Raw genomic sequence first — 14,900 nt, forward strand, 5'->3', positions numbered from 1 at the left:
GCACGCTGATACAGCGGTGTCTGGCGGCAGGGGGTCAGGGGTGTACAATGCGCGGCGTTTTAACTGTGACCCAACTGCGTACCCGCGCATTTTGCGTCTGCGCCGCGCGTTTCAGACTGCCCCGAGGGCGCTGAGAGCACCGCTGCCGGGCCAATAAACTCAAGGTTATCCACCTTGTTCACTCCGCCGCGTCACGAGCGTGGTGGGTTCGATTTCGTCACAGATAAAAACAAACAGGTGACGCATGACCGTTAGAAAAAAGCTGAATTTCGGGTGCCTGCGCTGGGGTTTGCTCCGCGCCGCTTAAGCCTCACCGGGCGGCAACGTCTTGCAAACATCATCAACCCTTGCGTGAGAACCTTTTCATGAGTGGACAAAACTCGCATTCGGGCGAGCTGAAACGCGGCCTGAAAAATCGCCATATTCAACTGATCGCCCTCGGCGGCGCGATCGGCACCGGTTTGTTCCTGGGCTCGGCCGGGGTACTCAAATCCGCCGGTCCGTCGATGATCCTCGGCTACGCCATCTGCGGTTTCATCGCCTTCATGATCATGCGCCAGCTCGGCGAGATGATCGTCGAAGAGCCGGTGGCCGGCTCCTTCAGCCACTTCGCCCACAAATACTGGGGCGGCTTCGCCGGTTTCCTCTCCGGCTGGAACTGCTGGATCCTCTACATCCTGGTGGGCATGTCGGAGCTGACCGCGGTCGGCAAGTATGTGCACTACTGGTGGCCGGACGTCCCGACCTGGGCTTCGGCGGCGGTGTTCTTCGTGATGATCAACGCCATCAACCTGGCCAACGTCAAGGTCTTCGGCGAGGCCGAGTTCTGGTTCGCCATCATCAAGGTGGTGGCCATCGTCGGCATGATCGCCCTGGGCAGCTATCTGCTGGTCAGCGGCCATGGCGGCCCGCAGGCCTCGGTGAGCAACCTCTGGTCCCACGGCGGCTTCTTCCCCAATGGCGTCAACGGCCTGGTAATGGCCATGGCGATCATCATGTTCTCCTTCGGCGGCCTGGAAATGCTCGGTTTCACCGCCGCTGAAGCCGACAAGCCGAAGACCGTGATCCCCAAGGCGATCAATCAGGTGATCTACCGCATCCTGATTTTCTACATCGGCGCCCTGGTGGTGCTGCTGTCGCTGACCCCATGGGACACCCTGCTGGTGACCCTGAACGCTTCCGGCGATGCCTACAGCGGCAGCCCGTTCGTCCAGGTGTTCTCGATGCTGGGCAGCAACACCGCGGCGCACATCCTCAACTTCGTGGTCCTGACCGCGGCGCTGTCGGTGTACAACAGCGGCACCTACTGCAACAGCCGCATGCTGCTGGGCATGGCCGAGCAGGGCGATGCGCCGAAAGTCCTGGCCAAGATCGACAAACGCGGTGTGCCGGTGATGTCGATCCTCGCCTCGGCGCTGGTGACCTTCGTTGCCGTGGTGCTCAACTACCTGATCCCGCAGCACGCGCTGGAGCTGCTGATGTCCCTGGTGGTGGCGACCCTGGTGATCAACTGGGCGATGATCAGCTACTCGCACTTCAAGTTCCGCCAGCACATGAACCGCACCGGCCAGACCTCGCTGTTCAAGGCCTTGTGGTACCCCTATGGCAACTACATCTGCCTGGCGTTCGTGGTGTTCATCCTCGGCATCATGCTGATGATCCCTGGCATCCAGATCTCGGTGTACGCGATCCCGGTGTGGGTGGTGTTCATGTGGGTCTGCTACCTGATCAAGAACAAGCGCAGTGCCCAGCACGCGCTGCAGGCGGCCGGTGCTGCGCTGAAGTAAGCGCGGCTCTGGCCATGACCGACCCGGCTGCGGCCGGGTTTTTCATGCCTGTGATTCTTGTGCGGGCCCAGGTTTCTCTGGCCGGCAGGCCGGCTGCAAGTGTGTGCTGGCCGGCGAAGAGGTCCGCCAGTGCCTGGGTAATGGAGGTATCCTGTGGGCCCTGAAAACGGATTCCTGTTCCATGCTGGTGATTTCCAATCACTTATTTTGTTTTTTTGGAAATTCCTTAAGTCCTTTTTAAATAAGGGTTTTCTGTCTATGGATGGAATATTTTTCTCAATGATTCTTGCTTTTTTCCCGTTTTGATCCCGTATCTTTTCTCTACTGTTATCAAGCACACAAGACAAAAACTGCGTTGATCTGTAGTTCACCAACAGGATTATTGGTTACCATCATTTACGAACCCCCAGGTTTTGATAGTGCCTGTTTATAAGGGGGGCGTTGGTCGCTCAAACCAGTGGGAGCTGTGACAGGAGGGTGGTAGCAATTGAGCGTCCGCGATGGCCAATTTTGTGAATGCTCAATCCTGTACACGTATTAAGGCTTCTGGGCGATCATAAGTTTTAGAGAAATCAGATTGATGATTAACTTATGTGTGTCCTTCAGGAATAAGACGTCCGCAAGGATTCGGAGCTTGTAAATTATGGATTGGAAAAGTCATCCCGTAATCGTGGCGCTAACTTCAGGTGCGGTAACTCTAGCTTTTTGCATTACGACTGTGCTCCCTGTGTGGACAAAAGTCTTAGAAAATAGGGTTGACGAATATCGCAAGGAAGTTGTTGGTCTGAAAGAAAGTATCAAGGTTTCAGATGAAAGGTCTTTATATTTCGAGAAAAGAAATAAAGCATTATTGTGGGATGGGAGTATTTCTAAAGACGCTCCTTATCCTAAAGGATTTAATGGTGTTGTTATTGGAGATCCGATAAGTAAGGTTGATGATGTATACAAAGGGGCGAAAATTGAGAAGAAGAAAGGCTGGGTGTCAGTCGATCTTCTTGGGAAGTCTGAGGCGATTTCTGTTGTGGCTTACTACTTTGATGAAGCACAAAAAGTTAATCACATATTATACTTCTTTAGAGCTGATGAATCTTCGCCATTAAAAGACGTAGATGGACGTGTTGGCCCTTCAGGCGAAGCTGTATTGTCCTCGTTGAGGAATAATTATCCAGGTTCTGAGCTGAAATGTGACGATGATGAAGTGCGTATCACATGTAGTATGAGGACGAGTAAGTATAAGTTTAAGGTGACGTCTCTAACTTATCATGTTGATATTTGATGTGGGGGTTGTTCGAGTCAGTGGCTTGTGTTTTTCCTCTCTTGAGGCTAGGTTTGATGATTTAATTTTTTCGTCAGTATATCTATCTTTGCCATCAGATAGGCCGGTTATATCGAGATCAGTCGCTTGTCGATGACCGGCTGGTATTTTCGAGCGGAAAAATAGCTCGCAAAAAAAAACAACAAAAAAAGCACTTATCCCCCTCCCGCCGACGCGCTCTGCGTGATTTTTTTGTGCAATTCCAAGGGTAGTGCAATCAGGACGCTAGCCCACGCTGGCCGTAGGGCTTCGCGGGCCATGGCTAATTTCATTTTGTGCAACGTTTTGCAAAATAGAGCAAGGAAACTGCACTGACTTTCATGGGCTGGGTTCAGTGTATTAGGCGGCAAAAGCCAACGTACACAGGGGAATGGTAGATTTTTCCCAAGCTGACTCGCTCGCGTTTTGTGTACATGCAGGCGAATGCCTGACGGTCACTGAAAACCCTGGATGCCATACGAGGCGTGGCCTGCCGCCCCTTTCGCAGGGCTTTGGCGATTTCATTATTTGTCGCGCTACTGACACCGGGGGCGCCGATCTAAAACGACCAGAAGAAAGCCGCACGGCGGCGGCTTCAAAAAGGACGGCAACAGCATACTGGTTGTGCAGGGCCTACGCGGTGCGAGCCTGCCTCAGCCTCATCAGCTCGACCGGTGTTTCTACCAACACCTCTCCCTGGACGGTACTTGGCATCACCGCCAAGGTGGGGGCCTGTATGTGATCTTCGGCACCGCCAAACAGCTTTTGGACTTCCTGGCCGAATGTCCGCCAGGTGAGTTCCTGGATTTTGGCCTGCCTTTCGCGTTGGCCATTGCAGCCCGACAACAACCCGTCGTGTTCAGCAATGCTCTTGAGGAACAGCGCACGTGACAATGCAAACAGTTCCAGAAGGCTTTCCCGGGTGCCCTCCCGTGCTAAAGCATTTGCCAGCATGGCCTGTTGATACGCCTTGTTGATCGTGCCAGGGACGCCCACCAGTTTCATGCGGGCTTCGGCCAGTTGAACGACTAACGTCCCCTGGATGCCGCTTCGCACTTCGGCGGTAAGGCGCAATGCCTGGGCGTCTTTTTTGAGTTGGGCGCTACGCTCGATCTCCTCATTGATCTTGTCCTGGTCGAGCGTGGCGGACAGTGCCTTTGCCTTCCAGGAGGCGTTCGTACGTTCGGCCTGGCTCTCAAGGTTAAAGGCCTGCTGATTAAGTCGCTGCTCTTCCTGCACTAGTTCTCTGAACTGCTCCTGCAGAGCAACATAAGCTGCGCGATCTTGCTCAAATTGCGCCAGTTTTTCTTTGAGTTCGGTACTCAAGTTATCGTGATCAATGGTGTTGAGTTGCATGGTGTTCCCCTTAAGGATTCATTTTCAGATGTTCGTTTAATGGTTCAATCGACTGGTTGGATTTCTCTGTTGAAAACCGGTAGAGCTTGAAGTGACGGCGGACCCCCACTAACGCAGTAGTCGAGCGCGGCCATGCTTCTGACTCAGCGTTCGCCGTTCTTTGATGGCGTTGACTTTCTGACTCAGCTCAAGCTTCACGCGCTCAAGGCTGGCGGTTAGCACCTTGCTGCTAATCGTTGATCGAAGTGCTACGGACGCGGTGCGATATGAGGTCTTGTGGGTTCGTTTGGAAAAGTACAGTTCTTGTATGCCAAGGCTGGCGGGCTCATCAGTCACAGCCAGGCCAGTCATGTAGGCGCGTCCCGAGTTCGCGAAGTTCGGCGTGATTTCCACACTGGAAAACAGCTTTTCCCCATCGCTGTTTAACTTGAGCAATCGGGCGTTGGGTTTCATCTGTACTTCTAAGGCCACCTGGCCCTTTCCAAATGCGGGATCGTCGTCAATCAGTCGCGCCGCGAACACGGTCCCGTGGGCGCCATTGCAGCGCTGATGTTCAACCCAAATTACAGCGGTGTAAGTCGATGGTTTGTAGGTTTCTGCGCAGTCGCGCAGTTCCTGCGGTGTGATCTCTCGGCCATCGGCAGTCGAGCCGCTGGTGGCTACACGCTTCCAAGAAGAAACAAGTGATCGGGGCATTAATTGCTTCCTGTGGGGGTGGTTTTGGTTGAGTGGGCTTCCTGCTTTTTGTGATGAGGAAACCCAAAAAACACAATATGTAGTGTTAAGAATCTTATTGTGACACAATATATTGATGTTGGCGCGTATGTGAGGGGGCGCGAGTGAGGGTTTATTGCAAAGAGTGCGGAGAGAAAGCGCGGATTTCCTCGCGTGATGATGTGTCCCCAACATTCGCTCGGCTCTACTGCCAGTGTTTGAACGCCAAGGGCTGCGGCCACCGCTTTGTAATGACCCTGGCGTTCTCCCATGCGTTGGTTCCGGCAGCAGAGCCCATTGACCGGATGCTGTTCGACCGACTCCACGCGCTCCCTCGTAAGCAGCAGCGTGAAATGTTTGAGCAGTTGGGTATTTCGTCAGCGTGACCAGCCGCTAGTAGCACTAAAAAACAAAGCCCCGCCGGGAGACCGAGCGGGGCTTTTTCATTCAGGTTTCAGGCTGCCGTGCTGAAGAGCTTAAAGCTGCTCGCCAAGGGGGGGACTTCGGACGGCAGGTGTGTCAGGTCAATATTTGGATTAGCCTGACTTTTTGAATAAGGCAGTTCTGCGACCTGTCAACAGAAAAATGCCCCATCCCCCCTATTGAACGTCTGACTTCGAAAACCCGAGGGATTTAAGGAATCAAGGGCTAACCCTTATAAACTGGGGCTTTCAGAGCCTTGTGACAATCCCTGTCTTTTTTTCAGGGAATGACGCTGTGACTGTGGCCCTTACATAACAGAGTTGTATTCCCTTATCCCTACTCTCGTATCTATTAAGGGATTGATGGAGGCCTTTTAGTTCCTGGGCCGTTCCCTTATTCCCTTGATCCCTTTGGAGAACGATACCTTGCCGGACATTGTAAGTACGTACCGCTTGACGACTGTCTGCGCATTTGAACTCGCTGTTTGAGGTTCAAGGGCGCAGGTTGCGGCGAACGTGGCAGTCAGCGGCGGTCGGAAGTAAGGGATGAGCGTTAGGGAATGTCTTGTCATGACATGCGGCCTTAGAAGATAAGGGGGGGGCTCACTGGCTGGCCCCGTCCTGTTCCAGTTTCTTAGGGTCGATCACGTAGAAACGAGCATCGCCACCGCCTGGTGTGTTGTAGCGTTTCATCGTTCGTTTCTGGTTGGCCTCCACGTCCACCTTGGCCAGCGCTTCGACCCCTTGGAGTGCACGAACAATGCGATTTCTACCAAAGCCCATCGCGGCCTCTTCCAGGGCGGGGGCGTTGAACAGGTAGAGTCGTTTTCCAAGCTCGATTTCGTAGTAACCCGCCCGGTTGTGGACGGTCGCGTTTGGATGATTGTCGTGCACACTGGAAAAACGGCTGTCCCCATGGCGAGCGATAAAGTGGGCGATGCCACGCAGGATCTGGCGGTCTTCTGCGTTGCCGTCACCTGCGCTTGCAAGCCACTCGTTGAACAGAAGACAGCAGGCTTTTGTGGCTGTGCCTTCCGGCCAGTTGATCAGCTTGCGACGGATAGCCAGTTCACCAGCCAGCGCCATAATTGCGAAACGATCAGCAACCCGGCCAGCCTGCGAGCTGTCGGTGCCAAATGCTTCCCGCTCTTTCCGGAATGCGCTGTGCAGATCCTCGGGCTGTTGAATTAGCGACTCCACGAATGCTGGCCCGAGGTGGCCATGGTGCTGGGACAGAGCGTCGTTAAGTACCCGGTGAAATTCCTGTCCGGTCAGTCCATGCACATCATCGAAGGCGCGATGGGTACGCGTTCCAGCATTGACGTCCACCATGCGCAACTCGGCGCCTGCGTGTGCACTACTACCACCGATCGCGGCGTGGTCTGATAGAGAGCGTTCGCCGCTTGAGAGAGCGAGCACACGCCAGGTCAGCTTGGCGCGGCCTTCACGTTCGCGGGTCATTGTGCCTTTGCCCGTGCCGTTGGCGATTGCATATGCCATTTCCTGGACACGCTTGGGGTCGGCACGCTTAATTTCGTCCAGGATGAGCACCGTGTCGTTGCGCGAGGCGGCCTCGATCTCGACACCGCCCTTTGACACGTCCCATGACGCCGCGAAGGCTCCAGGATTGCCCCACACGGACGCGGCTAAGAGCTGGGCAAGCGATTTACCACTCGAAGAATCGCCCACCAGGTGCACACCGCCCCCATTCACCCCAACCTTGGCGAGCAAAGGGCCTGCCAAGGCGCAGCAGACTGACAAGATCAACACGGGGTTGCCCAGGCATCGCGTGGCAATCTGGGTCTGCCAGCCGCTGATAGCTCCCTTGCTGGTGAAGATGTTGGCTGCCCGGCCTGAGTCCTGGAAACGCACGTTGTCCCCACCAATAACGCGAGAGGGCAGCACAAACGCCCCTGACTCATGCCAGCCGGGTTTGGTGGTGGTAGCAATCACCAAGTCGGGGGAGTGGTGGCTTGCCAAGTACGGAACGATTTGGCGGCGTTGGTGGTGTTCAATGACCAAGCCACGATTCATCAGGACTTTCATCACCTCGTCGCCTTTACCTGCGAGCGCCTCCATAGGCATGACCCACTCAATACGCCGTCCCCGGTGACTGAAGGAAAGAAGGCGTCCAATGCTGCCGTCTTCTGAGTTAACCGTTTCAGCTTCAACGATTAGAGGTGCGCAGATCCAGTGATCCACCGGAATAGCCTTTTCCTCTGGTCCACCCTGTTTTAGACCGTGATACCAAGTACCTGCCTTGTACGTTTTGCCTTCGACAGTGCAGGTGTGTTCATAGACAGCAAAGCGCGGTCGCTCCAGCTTTTCGGGTAGCGGCGTCTTCGCTTCGCCAACGAGGCTCAAGACATGATTTTTTTCGTGGGTGCTCATAGCGTGCGGCTCTCTCTGTACTGTCCGGTCATCCAGAGGTACAGGTCGTTGAAGTCTGATAGCTCGGTCGGGGCGTCTTGAGGCCAATCGGGAAAGACCACAAGGGCGTCAGTCGCGCGGGCGGCTTGGTTGGCAGCAGTTCTTCCTGGATTGCCAACCGTTTGGCGGTCATCGTCGCCGGCGATCACCAGCTCCAGGGTTTCGCCATATCGCTCACGCATGGCTTTTGCTACCGCCTTGAGGTTGCCTGCGTTCATGGCGCAGACCACAGGGCTATCGGTGTTGCGGTGCAGGGTTGCGCCTGTCGCCCAGCCTTCGCAGATATACAGTCGACAGCCTTCGGAAATTTTGCCCAGGGGGGAGTAGCAGCCTTGCACTCGACCTCCAGGCAGGAAGCGTTTGCCGCCATCGGGTGTGATGGTTTGCAGATTGACCAAGCGGCCATCGTGGCAGAGCGGCACCAACAGACGGCCATGGCTCAACTGACGTAGTTGAAGGGGCGCTACATCCTTTGCCAGCAGGTAGGTATGTAAGCGTTCGGCTGGCTTCGCCATTTTCCAAAGCTGTGCGGCTTGGCGAGCAGTGGCCAGGTGCTTTTCTTCCAGGTGCTGCTGTGCACGCAGAGTGGATGCAATGCGCTCCTGTTCGGTCTGCAAGCGACGCTCCTGGAGCTGCTGAACATCGCCGGGCGCGAGGTTGAACAGGCCCAGGCGTAGACGCTCGTCAATTTCCTTTGCCGCCTCCAGTTGCTTGCAATTGCGCAGGTAGGCCAGCAGCGACACGAGGTCGCCACCGTGAGCAGAGCTATCGGCAAAGTCATTCCATTTACCGGAGTCGAGAGACACGCCGAAGGAACCGGCTTGCCGGTCCCCGCGGGCAATGTTGGCTGCTACCCATTCGCGGCCTTTGCGCGTGCCATTCGGTAACCACTCAGGCAATAGTGTTTCGGCGGCAGTCAGGGCGTGCCGTGCAGTTTGTCGAATCAGTTGGAGAGGGCTTAGCTTACTCATGAGTGCTGTCCTTGTGATTCGATTCTTGTCGTGTCAGATAAGCCTCTACTGCATTGACGTCCCAACGCACTGCTCGGCCAAAACGGATAGGCAGGGGGAAACCAGACGTGATTGACCAGCGCCACCACGTAGTACGACTGATTTGGTAGCGAGCGCACAATTGCCGAGCTGTTGCCCATGTGGATGTTGGAGGGGGCATGGTCATTACGCGTCTCCCAAAGAGTGGGTAGCCGGTACAAAGGCGTGATTGTTGTCAAGCGCGTAGGTGGTGTTCGGTACAAGCCCGTTCTCACCGATGTAGCCAATAACTGCGGATTTCGGTGAACGTGACCGAGCGTTTCGCTAATACGTGACCGGTGCTTCCACCCCGGTTGCGCGGGTTCTGGATTGTAATCGCATCGGTCACGATGCGGCTTGTTCCTCGGCTTTTTTTCGGCGCAGCGACTCGCCTTTCATCGTCAGTCGGTAGGCGTTGTGCACCAGGCGGTCGAGGATGGCATCGGCCAGGGTCGGGTCGTTGATCCAGCCGTGCCAGTGCTCGATGGGCAGTTGGCTCGTCAGGATGGTGGAGCGGCTGCCAGCGCGGTCGTCGATCACCTCCAGCAGGTCATGCCGGGCTCCTTCCTCCAGCGGGGCTAGCGCCCAGTCGTCCAGCACCAGGACGTCGACCTTTGCCAGCTGTTGCAGGGTACGGCCGAAGCTGCCGTCGCCATGAGCGATGCGCAGTTGTTCCAGCAGGCGCGGGGTGCGCAGGTACAGGGTGCTATAGCCCTGGCGGCAGGCCTGGTTGCCCAGGGCGCAGGCCAGCCAGGTTTTGCCGGCACCGGTCGGGCCGGTCAGCAGCAGGTTGTGCTGCTGGCGGATCCAGTCGCCACTGGCCAGGGTGGCGATCAGACGCTCGTCCAGGGCGCGTCCGGTGCGGCGGTCGAGATCTTCCAGGCAGGCGTTGGCGTACTTGAGCTTGGCCTTCTTGCGCAGCCGTACCAGGCGCTGGTTGTCACGCCAGGCCAGTTCGCGGTCGAGCAGTAGGCCGAGGCGTTCATCGAAGCTCAGGCTGTGGCTGGCCGGCAGCGTCCATTGCTCTTCCAGGGCGCGGGCCATGCCGTCCAGGCGTAGCTGGTGCAGTTGATTCAGGGTGTGTTGCGGCATCATCGAACAGCTCCTGTTGCGGGGGTTGGTAGTAGTCGGCGCCACGGACGTTCTCGTGGTCGCCGGGTAAGGTCGTTTCGGCGGCACGCTGGGGCAGCGGCTGTTGATCCAGGCCTTGCTGGAGCAGGTTGCGCACGCTGCGCCCGGTGAAGGCGCGCAGGTGTACGGCACGTTCGGCAGCGGCTTCCAGGCGTGCATTGCCATAGCGCCGGGCCAGCGAGAGCAGGCCGAGGCAGGCGCGGTAGCCCATCTCCGGGTGCGGCTTGTGGGTCAGTTGGTGATCGATCAGTTGGCGCGTGTAGGGGCCGATCCGCGCGCCCCAGTCGAGCAGGCGTTGTGGCGTCCATTCGCGATGCGCCTGGTGCGCCGCGGGCATGTGCTCGCGCTGGGTACTGTAAGCGCCGCGTCGCCCCAGCAGCAGGTGGCTGGCCACCCGCCGGTTGCCATGCAGCACTTCCAGGGTGTGTGCCGTCAGTCGCACGTCCACGTTCTGCCGGGCCAGGGCGGAGGGCACGCTGTAGAAGCTGCCATTGACCTCGATGTGGTAGTCGATGCTGACCTTGCAGCGCTTGAAGGTGGCGACCTCGTAGGGATGCACCGGCAGCGCTCGCAAGGCCGGGCGATCCAGGCGCTCGAACCAGTCGCGCCGGCAGCCATCGAGCCGCTTGAACGGGCGCCGATTCAGATCCTCCAGCAGCTCGGCGATGGCCTGGTTAAGCGCATGCAGGCTGAAGAACTGCCGATGGCGCAGCCGCGCCATGATCCAGCGCTCGACCACCTGCACCGCCACCTCGGCCTTGGCCTTGTCCTGAGGCTTGCGTGGCCGTGCCGGCAGGATCACCGTCTGGTAATGACGCGCGCACTCCAGCGTGGCCCGGTTCAGGCCCGGCTCGTAGCGATCCGGCTGGGCGACCAGGGCGCGCGGATTGTCCGGCACAACCATTTCCGGCACGCCGCCAAAGTAGGTCAGAGCCTGGCCCAGCGAGGTCAGCCAGTCCACCTGGGTTTCGCCTGGCGTCGCGCAGGCATAGGTGTAATTCGAGGCGCCCAGGGCGGCGACGAAGATGTGCGCCCGGCGCACTTCGCCGGTGGCCGGGTCGACCACCGGCAGCGTCGGCCCGGCATAGTCGATGAATAGCTTCTCGCCCGCACGGTGCAGCTGACGCATCGAACGTTTGAGCGTCTGGGCGTAGCGCCGGTAGTGCTCGACGAACTGGGTGTAGCGGTAGGTCGGCTGGCCCGCATGCGCGGCGAGATATTCCTCCCACAGCAGCTGCAAGGTCACGCCCTTGCGTCGCAACTCGCGGTGGATGCTCAGCACATCGGGCAGCACTCGCTCACCGCGCGGCTTGTTCGTCGACGTCGGTGCAAACAAGGCGGCCGCCAGCGCGGCCTCGTCCATGGCCACCAGCGCCGGCCAGTCCAGCCCGGCCACCCGCGCCGCCGCGATGTACTTGCTAACCACGCCCTTGGACAGCTGCAAGGCACGGGCAATCTTCTCGTGGGACAAGCCGGCCTCAAACTTGAGGCGCAGACATTCTTTGATGTTTCGCATGGCTACTCGCGGCGCCGCCATCTTCCTCTCCCGAAATCGGTCGAGGATGGCGGCGCATCAGGTCATGCGCAACGAAGGGGAAGGCTTTCGCTAAGTCGTGACCGGCGATTTCGGTAAGCCGTGACCACCTGTTTCGGAACAGGCGGAAAATCGGTCACGTTGCTACCGAAATGAGCGGTCACGCGTTAGCGAAATGACCGGTCACGATCAACCGAAACGGCCGGTCACGGTGCTCCGAAATCCGCACCTGAGCATTGAGGGTATTCAGCTCACCAGTCGTCATGATCGTACCCGTGAGGCGCACACCCAGGCCGCCAGTCTGCCAGAGGCGCCGGTCCTGCATCTTTACGGCTGTGGCTTGGGAGATCTGCAACTGGCGTTGCTCCAGCGGCCGGGGCTGACGCGCCTGTACGTGCACATCCTCAATGGCGCGCTGTTCAGGCTGGTGCTGCAACTGCTTGATCAGCAGGACTGGCTGACCGATCCGCGGGTCGAGTTGCTCTATGCCGGCGATCTGCCGGAGATTCAACTGCCGTTCTTTGCCCTGCCGGCCGAGTTGGTGCTGGCCGATGACTACAACGCGAAGATTCGTGATCGGCTGATCAGCGAAACCCATCTGTCTTTCAACAATCGTCTGTTCTCGGCCGATACGCCGGATATCGCCGCGCGCCTGGTTGCCATCGAGCCCTGGGTTCGGGCGGATCGAGATGTTGCCGAGCTGTTCGATCTTCACCCAGGGCGCGAGGTGTTCGTGATCGCCACGGGGCCAAGTCTGGAACAGCATTATCCGGCATTGCGGGCCGTGGCCGGACAACCCGAGCGGCCGTTGTTGATCTGTGTGGACACGGCCTATCAGCCGCTGCTCAAGCAAGGTATCCGGGTGGACCTGGTGGTCAGTATCGATCAGCGAATCTCCACGCGGCACCTGCCGGGCCTGGGCAGTGAGGGCGTCGTCCTGGTCTATATGCCCCTGGCGGACCCGTTGGTTGTTGAAGGTTGGCAGGGGCCGCGGTATGTGGGCTATTCCTCCAGCCCGGTGTTCCAGGCGTTGCGCCAGCGGCTGCCGCGAGCGCAGTTGCATGCCGGGGGGAGCGTGATCCATCCGGCCGTGGATCTGGCGGTGAAGATGGGAGGTAGGCGAATCACTCTGTTTGGCGCGGATTTCGCGTTTCCTCAGAATCGTACTCACGCCGGGTGGCAGGACGGTGAGCTCGGGCCTCAGGCCGACGTGGCCCGGCATTGGGTGCTGGACGGCCATGGGCAGCGGGTCAAGACCCAGCTCAACTTTCGCAGCTATCTGTGCGAGTTGGAGCGTTACATCGCGAGTCGGCCCGAAGTGGCGTTCTTCAATACCAGTCGCAGTGGCGCGATGATTCTGGGCACCACCTTCCATGGGGACTTTGTTCAATGAAGAGACTTGAGCCTGTGTTTGAACGTGCCCGGGAAGTTGCCGATCTGTTCCGGCTGGGCCGGGACGTAGAAGCTGTAGGGGGCATGGTGGAGTTGTTCGAGCCCATACAGTTGTGGGTGGATAGTGCGCCGGTTGCTGTTCAGCAGGACTGGGCCCGGCTGCTGGGCCTGATGCTGGCCTGCCAGGAAAGGCAGAACTGGTTGGGGCTGGCTGATTATCTCGAATATGAAATGTTGGATTGGCTGCAGGTTGGGCTCGACGATTGAGGGGGACCCCATCTGCGAGCTCAAAGTTGATTTTTTCGCGGGTTTTCTGGCGTCATTTTTTCGCTTGTCGAGGGGCTTAACCCCTTGTTTTCCAAGGGGTGGCAGGGTGATGGCAAATATTTTTGAAAAAGCCCTAAAGCAACTTGCATTGCCGACGATAACTATTACGAAGGTTCTCTAGGCCATTACCCGGCGGTTGCCAGGGCCGGAAGCCGCAGTACCCAACCAACGAGGAATTCGTCATGGCTTTAACAGTAAACACTAACGTCACGTCGTTGAACGTTCAGAAAAACCTGAACCGCGCTTCCGACTCTCTGTCGACTTCGATGACTCGCCTGTCTTCCGGCCTGAAAATCAACAGCGCAAAAGACGACGCCGCCGGCCTGCAGATCGCTACCCGTATGACTTCGCAGATCCGTGGTCAGACCATGGCGATCAAAAACGCCAACGACGGTATCTCCATCGCCCAGACCGCTGAAGGCGCGATGCAAGAATCCACCAACATCCTGCAGCGTATGCGTGAACTGGCTGTTCAGTCGCGAAACGACTCCAACGGCACTGCAGACCGTACCGCTCTGGACAAAGAATTCTCTCAGATGTCCGCTGAGCTGACTCGTATTGCCAAGTCGACCAACCTGAACGGCAAGAACCTGATCGACGGTACCGCTGGCACCATGACCTTCCAGGTCGGTTCCAACACCGGTGCTACCAACCAGATCACTATCACCCTGGCCAGCGGCTTCGACGCTGCGACCCTGAGCGTGGATTCGGGCGCCATCTCCATCAGCGCCAACTCCAGCGGCCAGGCTGAAACCAACACCAGCGCCGCGATCAACGCGATCGACAAAGCGCTGCAGACCATCAACTCCAGCCGTGCCGACCTCGGTGCTGCACAGAACCGTCTGACCAGCACCATCTCCAACCTGCAGAACATCAACGAAAACGCCAGTGCTGCACTGGGTCGCGTACAAGATACCGACTTCGCTGCTGAAACTGCCCAGCTGACCAAGCAGCAGACTCTGCAACAAGCTTCGACCGCAGTTCTGGCCCAGGCCAACCAACTGCCATCCGCTGTACTGAAACTGCTTCAGTAATAGCTGGCTAAGCTTTGGCGGGGGAGTGCGCTGGTCGTGCTCTCTCGCTTTTTTACTTTAAGAGGTGATGGACATGGATATGAGCGTGAAGCTGAACTTGTCTTATCCAGCGGCCAAGCCGGTGACGCCAGTCACTGACAAGCCAGTCGAGAAGCCTCGAGAGGTGGTCCCGGCTGTGGTCGAAACCGCCAGTCAGGACAGTAAGAAAGACGCTCGGGCCGAGCAGGAAAAGTTGAAGATGGCCGTCCAGGAAATTGAAAAATTCGTCCAGTCGGTCAAGCGTAACCTGGAGTTCTCGATCGATGAGCCCTCCGGTCAGGTTGTGGTCAAAGTGATCGCCAGTGATTCGGGAGAGGTGGTTCGGCAGATCCCCAACGAAGAAGTGCTGAGATTGGCCAATAGCTTGAATGACGCCAGTAGCCTGCTGTTCAGCGCCAAGGTCTGATAGCTG

At 57.7% G+C, this 14,900-nt stretch carries 12 protein-coding genes and 1 pseudogene; 7 read left to right on the top strand and 6 right to left on the bottom strand.

The window, feature by feature from the left end; all coding sequences use genetic code 11:
* Positions 1–365 precede the first annotated feature (365 nt).
* Both BLV47_RS32015 and BLV47_RS35895 read left to right on the top strand, forming a co-directional pair.
* The gene (locus BLV47_RS32015; RefSeq protein ID WP_092320509.1) at positions 366–1,787 is read left to right on the top strand and encodes an amino acid permease; all 1,422 of its coding nucleotides are present in this window, start codon (positions 366–368) and stop codon (positions 1,785–1,787) included.
* Between the two features lie 643 nt (positions 1,788–2,430).
* A complete protein-coding gene (locus tag BLV47_RS35895) occupies positions 2,431–3,063 on the top strand; it encodes a hypothetical protein (protein WP_143038333.1) in 633 nt (210 codons plus the stop codon).
* Positions 3,064–3,714: 651 nt separating this feature from the next.
* On the opposite strand, the gene BLV47_RS32020 is transcribed toward BLV47_RS35895, so the two are convergent.
* A complete protein-coding gene (locus BLV47_RS32020; RefSeq protein WP_092320510.1) occupies positions 3,715–4,437 on the bottom strand; it encodes a hypothetical protein in 723 nt (240 codons plus the stop codon).
* 108 nt (positions 4,438–4,545) lie between these two features.
* Positions 4,546–5,133, bottom strand: coding sequence for a GPO family capsid scaffolding protein (locus tag BLV47_RS32025; RefSeq protein WP_092320511.1), 588 nt, complete (start codon positions 5,131–5,133; stop codon positions 4,546–4,548).
* A 143-nt stretch (positions 5,134–5,276) separates the two neighbouring features.
* Here BLV47_RS32025 and BLV47_RS32030 point away from each other — a divergent pair, with 143 nt between their 5' ends.
* The gene (locus tag BLV47_RS32030; protein WP_092320512.1) at positions 5,277–5,537 is read left to right on the top strand and encodes an ogr/Delta-like zinc finger family protein; all 261 of its coding nucleotides are present in this window, start codon (positions 5,277–5,279) and stop codon (positions 5,535–5,537) included.
* A 639-nt stretch (positions 5,538–6,176) separates the two neighbouring features.
* Here the strand turns inward: BLV47_RS32030 and BLV47_RS32035 are convergent.
* The 4 genes from BLV47_RS32035 to istA all read right to left on the bottom strand — a co-directional run bounded on the left by BLV47_RS32035 (position 6,177) and on the right by istA (position 11,699).
* Positions 6,177–7,964 carry a DUF927 domain-containing protein gene (locus BLV47_RS32035; RefSeq protein WP_092320513.1) on the bottom strand — a complete coding sequence of 596 codons (1,788 nt, stop codon included), beginning with the start codon at positions 7,962–7,964 and terminating at the stop codon, positions 6,177–6,179.
* Positions 7,961–8,974 carry a toprim domain-containing protein gene (locus BLV47_RS32040; protein ID WP_092320514.1) on the bottom strand — a complete coding sequence of 338 codons (1,014 nt, stop codon included), beginning with the start codon at positions 8,972–8,974 and terminating at the stop codon, positions 7,961–7,963. The genes BLV47_RS32035 and BLV47_RS32040 overlap by 4 nt, the downstream gene beginning before the upstream one ends.
* A 402-nt stretch (positions 8,975–9,376) precedes the next feature.
* On the bottom strand, positions 9,377–10,126 hold the full coding sequence (istB, locus tag BLV47_RS32050) for an IS21-like element IS1474 family helper ATPase IstB (RefSeq protein WP_062838242.1): 750 nt from the start codon (positions 10,124–10,126) through the stop codon (positions 9,377–9,379).
* Positions 10,014–11,699, bottom strand: coding sequence for an IS21 family transposase (istA, locus tag BLV47_RS32055; RefSeq protein ID WP_062838241.1), 1,686 nt, complete (start codon positions 11,697–11,699; stop codon positions 10,014–10,016). Before istA ends, istB begins: the two co-directional genes overlap by 113 nt.
* Before the next feature lie 226 nt (positions 11,700–11,925).
* On the opposite strand from istA, the pseudogene BLV47_RS32060 reads away from it, so the two are divergent.
* The 4 genes and pseudogenes from BLV47_RS32060 to BLV47_RS32075 form a co-directional block, all read left to right on the top strand.
* Positions 11,926–13,089 (top strand): annotated as a pseudogene (locus BLV47_RS32060) (motility associated factor glycosyltransferase family protein); the annotation flags it as partial.
* Positions 13,086–13,355: a hypothetical protein gene (locus BLV47_RS32065; RefSeq protein ID WP_092320517.1), complete on the top strand. Its 270-nt coding sequence runs from the start codon at positions 13,086–13,088 to the stop codon at positions 13,353–13,355. The pseudogene BLV47_RS32060 and the gene BLV47_RS32065, both read left to right, overlap by 4 nt.
* A 242-nt stretch (positions 13,356–13,597) precedes the next feature.
* Positions 13,598–14,449: a flagellin domain-containing protein gene (locus BLV47_RS32070; RefSeq protein WP_092320518.1), complete on the top strand. Its 852-nt coding sequence runs from the start codon at positions 13,598–13,600 to the stop codon at positions 14,447–14,449.
* Between the two features lie 73 nt (positions 14,450–14,522).
* Entirely contained in the window at positions 14,523–14,894 is a 372-nt protein-coding gene (locus BLV47_RS32075) for a flagellar protein FlaG (RefSeq protein WP_092320519.1), read from the top strand.
* Positions 14,895–14,900: the final 6 nt, after the last annotated feature.

Origin of the sequence: Pseudomonas saponiphila (assembly GCF_900105185.1) — a bacterium.
GTDB classification, from domain to species: Bacteria; Pseudomonadota; Gammaproteobacteria; order Pseudomonadales; family Pseudomonadaceae; genus Aquipseudomonas; species Aquipseudomonas saponiphila.